The organism is Actinomadura darangshiensis (assembly GCF_004349235.1).
GTDB classification, from domain to species: Bacteria; Actinomycetota; Actinomycetes; order Streptosporangiales; family Streptosporangiaceae; genus Spirillospora; species Spirillospora darangshiensis.
On sequence record NZ_SMKY01000343.1, the window covers coordinates 1 to 8,627 of the forward strand.

Here is an 8,627-nt window from a genome sequence, read left to right on the forward strand (position 1 = left end):
GGGACGGGGCCTGCGGGTCCTGCGCGGGGCCGGTCGGCGGCGCCCCTGCCGACCGAGGCGGCGGGGCGGGCAGCGCGAGGCCGCCCGGTGCGGAGTCGTGCAGCGCCGACAGGATCACCGCGAGCGGGACGAGCGCCAGCGCCAGCAGGGCCGCGACGGCGCCGCCGAGCACCGCCGCGCGCCTGGCCCGGGACAGCCGCCGCCGCACGGGAGCCCGCTCCCCGGTGCCCGCCGCGGGCCCCGGCAGGACGGCCGTCTCCGCCGCCCGCGCGGAGAGCACGCGCGCCACCTCCGCGGCGGGCGGACGCCCATCGGGGTCGGCGGCGCGGCAGCGCGCCGCCAGAGCACCCAGGCCGTCCGCCTCGTCCGGCGGGCCGTCCGCCCGGCCGGTCAGGCACTCGGCGAGGATCCCGCCGAACGCCAGCACGTCCGCCGCCCGGCCCGCCGCCTCGTCCGCCTCCGGTCCGCCGGGCTCGCGGTCATCGCCCGCGGCGCCGGTGACGCCCAGCCCGAGGAGCTTCACCCCGTCCGGGGTGAGGAACACCTGCGCGGCCCTCAGATCGCCGTGGACGACCCCGCAGGCGTGGACGGCGGCGAGGGCGTCGGCGACCTGCGCGCACACGCGGGCGGCCTCCTGGGCGCCCGGCAGGCCGCGGGAGAGGCGCGCCGCCAGGGACTCGCCGGTCAGGAACTCGGTGACGACGTAGGTGAGGGCGTCGCCGTCCGAGCTCTCGGCCTCGCCGTAGTCGTAGGTGGTCACGATGTTCGGGTGGGCGAGCGCCGCCGCCGCCCGCGCGGCGTCCCGCAGCCGCCGCCGCAGGTCCCGCTGGGAGCGCCGGACGCCGACGAGCGTCACGGCGACGGGGCGGGCGAGCAGCTCGTCGTGCGCGAGCCACACCTGCGCCGGGCCGCGCCTGCCGACGCGGCGCTCCATGCGGTAGCGGTCCTCCAGCCGGAATCCCGGGTCCACGGGGCCTCCCCTCTGGCGCGGGGACGGTCATCGCCGCTCAGCAGTACGCAGCGCGGCCCGGAATGGATCGGTGCGCGACCGGCCCGTTCTGACGGAGGGTGCACAGCCGGAGACGCCGCGCCCCCGACGGGCCGCGCGCGCACGGACGCGAGGGCGAAAAGTTCGGAAGAGGCGGGTTTCGGGTCATGGCCGGAGCAGGCCAGACCGGGGACTTGCGTTTCCGCGTGGATGTGCTCGCGGCCGGGCGGCGGTTCAGCGGCGGGTCACGCGAGGGTCGTGCGCACCTCGGCCGAACGCCAAGGCAGACCCCGGACATTGAAAAGCGGCGCCGGGTGGATACGGGGGCAATCCACCCGGCGCCGCATCATCGGTGTTCCGACGGGGGCCCGGAACACCGGCACGGGCGCCCCGACGGGGGACCAGAGCGCCGGTACAAATCGTACACCGAAACCCCCCGCGGTTAGTCAAGAGAATGTCACGACCCGATTTCTGGTCGCTGTCCGGAATCCGGCTTCTGTTCCCTCTGTGCGCGGTCGTCGAAGGACGCCGAGGCCGTCGGCTCCCGTCCGCCGTTGGCGACGACGACCGCGACGTAGGGCAGCAGGAGGGCGCCGACGACCATGAGGAGCGCCAGCCACCACGGCGCCCCCGCCACCGCGGCCACGACCGCGCCCACGAAGCAGGCCGTGCGGACGCCCATGGAGATGAGGTAGCGGCGCTGCCGGTGCCCGATGTCCTCCGACATGGGGCGGGGAGCGTCGGTGACCGTGTAGACCGCCGGCTCCCGGTGGTGGCGGGGATTGACCTTCACCTTTCCACGGTAAGCCCATGGGGTCCGGCCTGTAACGGCAGGACGGGCCCGAAAATCGGGAGGAACGAGATGACCGATCGCACGTACCGGGTGACGGAGATCGTGGGGACCTCGCCGGAGTCCATGGAGACCGCGATCCGCAACGGCGTCCGGCGCGCCTCGCAGACCCTGCGCCACCTGGACTGGTTCGAGGTGTCGGAGGTCCGCGGCCAGATCGAGGACGGCGAGGTCGCCCACTTCCAGGTCACGATGAAGGTCGGCTTCCGCCTGGAGGACGGCTGAGCGCCGGGCCCCGGACGTCCCGCAGGGCCCGCCCCCGCGGAGGCGGACCCTGCGGGACGCGGGACGTCAGGACGCTTGCGACACCGTCGACATGTTGAAGTCGGGGATGCGCAGGGCCGGCATCGCGGCGCGGGTGAAGTAGTCCGACCACTCGCGCGGCAGCGTCGGCCCGGTCTCGCCGACCTCGCCGAGCCGCGACAGCAGGTCGACGGGGCTCTCGTTGAACCGGAAGTTGTTCACGGCCCCGACGACCTCGCCGTTCTCGACGAGGTAGACGCCGTCGCGGGTGAGGCCGGTCAGCAGCAGGCTCTGCGGGTCGACCTCCCGGATGTACCACAGGCACGTCAGCAGCAGCCCGCGCTCGGTGCGGGCGATCATCTCCTCCAGCGTCGCGCCGCCGCCCGGCCCCGTCATCGCCAGGTTGTCGATGGACGGGGTGAGCGGCAGGCCGGTGCGCTCCGCGGAGTGCCGGGTCTGGGTGAGGGACGTGAGGGTCCCGTCGCTGATCCAGTCCGTGGCGCCGAGCGCGAGCCCGTTGTCGAACACCGACGACTCGCGGCTGGAGGCGTGCGCGACGAGGAACGGCGCGCACTCCATGCCGGCGGCGGCCGGGTCGCTGGACAGCGTGACCGGCAGGTTCGCGAGCCGGTCACCGACGCGGGTCCCGCCGCCGGGGGCGCTGAACACCGTCCGGCCGTCCAGCGCGTCCTGCGCGCCCGCCGACCAGTACAGGTAGATCATCAGGTCGGCGACGGCGGACGGCGGCAGGATCGTCTCGTACCGCCCGGCGGGCAGGTCGACGCGCCGCTCGCCCCACTCCAGCCGGCGGGCGAGGCCGCCGGTGAGCGCGGCCACGTCGACGTCGGTGAAGTCGCTGGTGCCCACGCCCGCCCACGCCGAGCCGCCCGCGCCCTTGGCGTTCAGCTCCAGCAGCCCGGTCGGCTGGTCGTGCCGCATCCGCAGGCCGGCCGAGGTGCCGAGGAACGTCGAGGTGAGGACGTGGTTGGCGAACCCGTACAGCCGCCGGTCGCCGGCCTGCGCGGCGGCGAACGCCTCGCCGAGCGCGGGCGCGAACCCCTCGTACACGCCGATGCCCGTCTCGGCGGGCTCGTCGTCCCACCCGGCCGCGGCGCCCTCGGTGATCAGGGGCGCGGCGTCCTCGGCGGGCTCGTTGCCGGCGGCGTCGGCCTCGGCGGCGCGCACCAGGTCCTCGATGCCGTCGGCGCCGACCGCCGACCGCGACACCACGCCCGCCGCGACACCGCCGGCCGTGTCGCGCAGCGCGATGACGGTGAGGCGGCTGGAGCGGGTCACGCCGTTGGTGGTGAGGGTGTTGCCCGCCCACCGCAGGTTCGCGGTGCTGGCCTCGTCGGCGATGACGATGCAGTCGTCGGTGCGCGACAGCGCCAGGGCCCGCTCGACGGCCTCCTGCGGACTCATCCGGCTCACTGGCCCGCCTCCTTCAGGGTGTTGAGGATGTTGACGCCGCGGAACAGCGCCGACGGGCAGCCGTGGCTGACCGGGGCGACCTGCCCCGGCTGGCCCTTGCCGCAGTTGAACGCGCCGCCGAGCACGTAGGTCTGCGGGCCGCCGACGGCCTCCATCGAGTTCCAGAAGTCGGTGGTGGTCGCCTGGTAGGCGACGTCGCGGAGCTGCCCGGCCAGGCGCCCGTTCTCGATCCGGTAGAACCGCTGCCCGGTGAACTGGAAGTTGTACCGCTGCATGTCGATCGACCAGCTCTTGTCGCCGGCGATGTAGATGCCGCGCTCGACGCCGGAGATCAGCTCGTCGGTGGACGGGCCGCCCTCGGCGGGCTTGAGCGAGACGTTCGCCATCCGCTGGATCGGCATGCTGGACGCGGCGTCGGCGAACGCGCAGCCGTTGGAGCGCGCGGCGCCGGTGAGGCGGGCGATGCGCCGGTCGGTCTGGTAGCCGGTGAAGCGCCCCTCGGAGACGATGTCGAACGCCTGCGTCCGCACGCCCTCGTCGTCGTAGCCGATGGTGGCGAGGCCGTGCTCGGCGGTGCGGTCCCCGGTGATGTTCATGACCTTGGAGCCGTACTGCAGGTTCCCGAGCTTGTCGGGCGTGGCGAACGAGGTGCCGGCGTAGGCGGCCTCGTAGCCGAGCGCCCGGTCCAGCTCGGTGGCGTGCCCGATCGACTCGTGGATCGTCAGCCACAGGTTGGACGGGTCGACGACGATGTCGTAGACGCCGGCCTCGACCGACGGCGCCGCGAGTTTCTCGGCGAGCAGCTCGGGGATGCGGGCCAGCTCGCCGTCCCAGTCCCAGTGCTCGCCCGACAGCCACTCCCACCCGTACCCGGCGGGCGGCGCGAGCGTCCGCATGGTGTCGAACACGCCGTCGCCGATGCCGACGGCGTTGACGACCGGGTGGAGGCGGACGCGCTGCTGGGTGGTGACCGTCCCGGCGAGGTCGGCGAAGAACTTGTTCTCCTTGACCTGCAGGAGCGTCGCGTCCACGTGGTCGACGCGGTCGTCGCCGAGCAGGCGGCGGCTCCACTCCGACAGCAGCGCGACCTTGTCGGCGGTCGGCACGTCGAACGGGTCGGTCTCGTAGGCCGAGACCCAGGTCCGCTCGCCGTGCACGGGTTCGGGGGCCAGTTCGATGGGCTCGCGGTTGACGGCCTTGGCGACGGCGGCGACGTCCACGGCCTGCGCGGCGACGCGCGCGGCGCCGTCCGGGGTCAGGTCGATGCCGGCGGCGAAGCCCCAGGTGCCGTCCTTGACGACCCGGACCGAGAGGCCCACGCGGTCGGCGTCCAAGGCGGTCTCCAGGGCGGCGTCATGTAGTGCGAGGGTCTGGTTGCGGATGCGCTCCAGCCGGAAGTCGGCGTGCTCGGCGCCCAGCTCCCGGGCGCGGGACAGGGCCGCGTCGGCCAGCGCGCGCAGCGGCAGCGCGGTGAAGGCGGGATCGATGTCATGCACCCTCAGCAACCTACCGCCCGCGCCCGCCCGCGGCGGAGCGGCGCGGGACCGAACAAACCGGGGTGAGCGGATCTTGTCGGTTCGGCACATCCGCACGGGCGTCCCGGGGCCGCTAGTGTCGGGCAGCAGCCAACGAGCAGCACAACGAGAGGGTCGTGATGAGTCGCTCTGTCCTCGTGACCGGGGGTAACCGGGGCATCGGCCTGGCCATCGCCCGCGAGCTGGCCGCGGCGGGCGACGCGGTCGCGGTCACCTACCGGTCGGGCGAGCCCCCCGAGGGGCTGTTCGGCGTCCGGTGCGACGTGACGAGCACCGAGGACGTCGACGCCGCCTTCGCCAAGGTCGAGGCCGAGCAGGGCCCGGTGGAGGTGGTCGTCGCCAACGCCGGGATCACCAAGGACACCCTGCTGGCGATCATGAGCGAGGACTCCTTCGCCTCCGTCGTCGACACCAACCTGACCGGCTCGTACCGGGTGGCCAAGCGGGCCGTGAAGGCGATGATGCGCAAGCGCACCGGCCGGATCGTGCTGGTCTCCTCGGTCGTCGGGCTGATGGGCTCGGCGGGGCAGTCCAACTACGCCGCGTCCAAGGCGGGCATGGTCGGGTTCGCGCGCTCGCTCGCCCGCGAGCTCGGGTCGCGGGGCATCACGGTGAACGTGGTCTCGCCCGGGTTCGTCGACACCGACATGACGGCGGTCCTCACCGAGGACCAGCAGAAGACCATCATGGCCGCGGTGCCGCTCGGCCGGATCGCCAAGCCGGAGGAGATCGCCAAGGCCGTGCGGTTCGTGGCCAGCGAGGACGCCGCCTACATCACCGGGGCCGTGATCCCGGTGGACGGCGGCCTGGGAATGGGGCACTGACGGGCATGGGAATCCTCGAAGGCAAGCGCATCCTGGTCACCGGCGTCCTCACCGACGCCTCCATCGGCTTCCACGTGGCGCGGGTCGCGCAGGAGCAGGGCGCCGAGGTCGCCCTGACCGCCTACCCGCGGCCCACGCTCACGCAGCGGACCGCCAAGCGGCTGCCGTCCGGCCCGGACGACCCGCCGCCGGTGATCGAGCTGGACGTGATGAACACCGAGCAGCTCGACGGGCTCGCGGGCAACCTGCGCGACCACGGCTTCGACCATCTCGACGGCGTCATGCACGCGATCGCGTTCGCGCCGCAGAACGCGCTCGGCGGCAACTTCCTGGAGACGCCGTGGGAGGACGTCGCGACCGCCGTGCACGCGTCCGCGTACTCGCTGAAGTCGCTGACGATGGCGTGCCTTCCGCTGATGAAGGACGGCGGCTCGGTCGTCGGCCTGGACTTCGACGCCACCAAGTCATGGCCGGTGTACGACTGGATGGGCGTGGCGAAGGCCGGCCTGGAGTCGTGCGCCCGCTACCTGGCCAAGTACCTGGGCCCGCAGGGCATCCGGGTGAACCTGGTCGCGGCGGGACCGCTCGCGACGATGGCGGCCAAGAGCATCCCCGGCTTCGAGGGCATGACGGAGCTGTGGCCGAAGGCGGCGCCGCTCGGCTGGGACATCAAGGACAGCGAGCCCACGGCCCGCGCGTGCGCGGCCCTGCTGTCGGACTGGTTCCCCGCGACGACCGGCGAGATCGTCCACGTGGACGGCGGCCTGCACTCCGTCGGCGCCCCCGCCTGAGGGGCCTGCCTGAGGGGGCCCGCCTGAGGGTGGCGCCTGACGCTCAGCGGGTGGCGCGGCGGCGGCGCAGGGCACGGCCCGCGACGCTGATGTTGAGGGCGCCGACGGCTCCGGCGGCGCCCGCCGCGGCGGCGACGAGCAGCAGCCGGCCGTCGTCCCGCCCGGTCGCGGCGACGGGGGAGATGAGCCGCGTCTGCGGCATCGCGGCCGTGCCGCCGGTCCCGTACCGGTAGGCGTTCGGCTGCGCGGCGATCTCCGGGGTGGGCAGGACGCCCGGCAGCCCGGACGTGCTCGGCGGCGCCTGCCCCGAGTACGGCCTGAGCCCCTGCGCGTCGGTCATGGTCGACGGCCCGGACGGGACAGCCTGCCCGCCGCTCGGCGCCGGCTTGCGCGCGCTCTTGGCGGGCGCCTTGGCGGCCGGCTTCTTCTTCGCGGGCTTCTCGGGGGCGGGCTTCGCGGTCTTGGACTCGGTGGGCGCCGGCGTGGGGCTCTTCGGGGTGAGCGCCTCGCGCAGGTTGCCGAGGTTGCACTTCCAGTTCTCGACCGTGGTCTCGGGGTCGACGCCCTTCTTGCACGTCTCCGCCGCCGCCTCGGCCGCCGGGGCGGCGAGGACCAGGACGAGCGCCCCCGCCGAGACCGCCGCCGACGCCGTACCGAGCCGCCTGAGCCGCTGGGGCATGTCGCTCCTCCACCCGATGCCGTCCGTGACCCTTGTTGACATCGTGTCCCATACGGGGCCGTCCGTAAACCGCGGCACGGGGGTTTCTTTACCCGTCAGTACCTCACTGGGCCACCAGCCGCGCCAGCCTGGTGCGCCGCGCGGGCGCGCCGTCGTCGCGGACGGCCCTGGCCAGCGCGGGCCCCGCCGCCTGCACGACCGACAGGTGCCGGCGCGCCAGCCCGAACGCGGTGGCCACCAGCGGCCGCGACAGCCCGTCCGCGGGCATGACGGCGACGACGGCGTCCCGCCGCGTCCCGCGCGCCAGGGCGACGGTCACGGCCCAGCCGTGCCGCAGCCGGGGCGCGTCCGCCGGGGCGATCACCGCGGTGCCGCCGGGGAACGCGGCCTCCAGCCCGTGCGGGCCGCCGCCGGTCACCACGCCCGTCTCGCCGAGCGGGGCATGCGGGAGCGGCGCGGCGACGACCACCCGGTCACCGGGGTCCATGCCGCCGAACGCGCCCGGGCCCGGGTTCAGGCGGGCCTTCAGGGCGGCGTTGAGCGCGCCCGCGCCCACCTCGCCGCCCGCCGCCGGCACGACCACCTGAACGTCCTCGACCGCGATGCCGAGCGCGCGCGGAATCGAGTCGGTGACGAGCTGCACGGCCCGGTGGACTGCCTCGCCGGGGCTCTCGGCGGGCACGATGACGACCTCGCGTCCGGGCGCGTCCACGGCGGCCAGCTCCCCGCCGCGCACCGCCTCGGTCAGCGCGGCGATCGGCTCGGACGGCGGCTCGGCGTCCAGCGCCACCACCGGTACCGTCTCGGACGCCTCCAGGTCGTCCAGCGGCCGGCCGGGCCCGGCGGGCGGCGGGGCGCCCGCCTCGGCGCACAGCACCAGGTGGGCGCCGTCGGGGCACGCCTCGGCCAGCACCGCGCACAGCTCCACGTCGAGGGCGGCGCCGTCCGTGACGATGACCAGGTCGAGGTCGAAGGGGCGCTGCTCGCCGCGCCCGTAGACGACGGCACCGGGCGCGGCGGAGGGATCCTCGCGCGGCTCCAGCAGCCGATGCAGGCTGCTCACAATGAGACCGCCCGTGCTGGGATCGCCGCCCGTGCTGGGATCGCCCGTGGTGGCGCCGTCCGTGGTGGCGCCGTCCGTCCTGGGATCGTCGGTGCTGGGATCGTCGGTGCTGGGGCCGTCCGTGTGGGGATCGTCTGTGCTGGCGCCGTTCGTGCTGGCGCCAACTGTGGTGGTGCCGTCTGCGGTGGGGCCGTCCGTGCTGGGGCCGTCTGTGGTGGGGCCG

At 74.6% G+C, this 8,627-nt stretch carries 10 protein-coding genes; 4 read left to right on the forward strand and 6 right to left on the reverse strand.

The genetic code is table 11. The features are described 5' to 3' along the window. Nucleotides 1–970: protein kinase domain-containing protein (locus E1293_RS40640; RefSeq protein WP_132204422.1), on the reverse strand; the 970-nt coding region annotated here is incomplete at its 3' end. A gap of 475 nt (nt 971–1,445) precedes the next feature. Further along, nucleotides 1,446–1,781, reverse strand: a complete 336-nt coding sequence (locus E1293_RS40645; protein WP_132204424.1) for a DUF3099 domain-containing protein — start codon at nt 1,779–1,781, stop codon at nt 1,446–1,448. A 69-nt stretch (nt 1,782–1,850) separates the two neighbouring features. Here E1293_RS40645 and E1293_RS40650 point away from each other — a divergent pair, with 69 nt between their 5' ends. After that, a complete protein-coding gene (locus tag E1293_RS40650; RefSeq protein WP_132204426.1) occupies nt 1,851–2,063 on the forward strand; it encodes a dodecin in 213 nt (70 codons plus the stop codon). A 66-nt stretch (nt 2,064–2,129) separates the two neighbouring features. Here the strand turns inward: E1293_RS40650 and E1293_RS40655 are convergent, their stop codons facing one another. After that, nucleotides 2,130–3,503, reverse strand: coding sequence for a metallopeptidase TldD-related protein (locus E1293_RS40655; protein ID WP_132204436.1), 1,374 nt, complete (start codon nt 3,501–3,503; stop codon nt 2,130–2,132). Between the two features lie 5 nt (nt 3,504–3,508). After that, entirely contained in the window at nt 3,509–5,008 is a 1,500-nt protein-coding gene (locus E1293_RS40660; RefSeq protein ID WP_207939397.1) for a TldD/PmbA family protein, read from the reverse strand. Nucleotides 5,009–5,166: 158 nt separating this feature from the next. Here E1293_RS40660 and E1293_RS40665 point away from each other — a divergent pair, with 158 nt between their 5' ends. Further along, nucleotides 5,167–5,871 (forward strand): beta-ketoacyl-ACP reductase, encoded by a 705-nt coding sequence (locus tag E1293_RS40665; RefSeq protein ID WP_132204430.1) that lies wholly within the window; start codon nt 5,167–5,169, stop codon nt 5,869–5,871. Between the two features lie 5 nt (nt 5,872–5,876). After that, a complete protein-coding gene (fabI, locus tag E1293_RS40670) occupies nt 5,877–6,662 on the forward strand; it encodes an enoyl-ACP reductase FabI (protein ID WP_132204432.1) in 786 nt (261 codons plus the stop codon). A 43-nt stretch (nt 6,663–6,705) separates the two neighbouring features. Here the strand turns inward: fabI and E1293_RS40675 are convergent, their stop codons facing one another. Both E1293_RS40675 and E1293_RS40680 read right to left on the reverse strand, forming a co-directional pair. Beyond that, a complete protein-coding gene (locus E1293_RS40675) occupies nt 6,706–7,341 on the reverse strand; it encodes a hypothetical protein (RefSeq protein ID WP_132204434.1) in 636 nt (211 codons plus the stop codon). 103 nt (nt 7,342–7,444) lie between these two features. Then, nucleotides 7,445–8,404 carry a hypothetical protein gene (locus E1293_RS40680; RefSeq protein ID WP_207939398.1) on the reverse strand — a complete coding sequence of 320 codons (960 nt, stop codon included), beginning with the start codon at nt 8,402–8,404 and terminating at the stop codon, nt 7,445–7,447. A gap of 1 nt (nt 8,405) precedes the next feature. On the opposite strand from E1293_RS40680, the gene E1293_RS48975 reads away from it, so the two are divergent. Beyond that, on the forward strand, nt 8,406–8,627 hold a 222-nt coding region (locus E1293_RS48975), incomplete at its 3' end, for a hypothetical protein (protein WP_424923720.1).

What these genes read in the sequence shown, in the direction of transcription:
- E1293_RS40650 (WP_132204426.1), top strand. Translation starts at nt 1,851, where the DNA reads ATGACCGATCGCACGTACCGGGTGACGGAGATCGTGGGGACCTCGCCG.
- E1293_RS40655 (WP_132204436.1), bottom strand. Translation starts at nt 3,503, where the DNA reads ATGAGTCCGCAGGAGGCCGTCGAGCGGGCCCTGGCGCTGTCGCGCACC.
- E1293_RS40665 (WP_132204430.1), top strand. Translation starts at nt 5,167, where the DNA reads ATGAGTCGCTCTGTCCTCGTGACCGGGGGTAACCGGGGCATCGGCCTG.
- fabI (WP_132204432.1), top strand. Translation starts at nt 5,877, where the DNA reads ATGGGAATCCTCGAAGGCAAGCGCATCCTGGTCACCGGCGTCCTCACC.
- E1293_RS40675 (WP_132204434.1), bottom strand. Translation starts at nt 7,341, where the DNA reads ATGCCCCAGCGGCTCAGGCGGCTCGGTACGGCGTCGGCGGCGGTCTCG.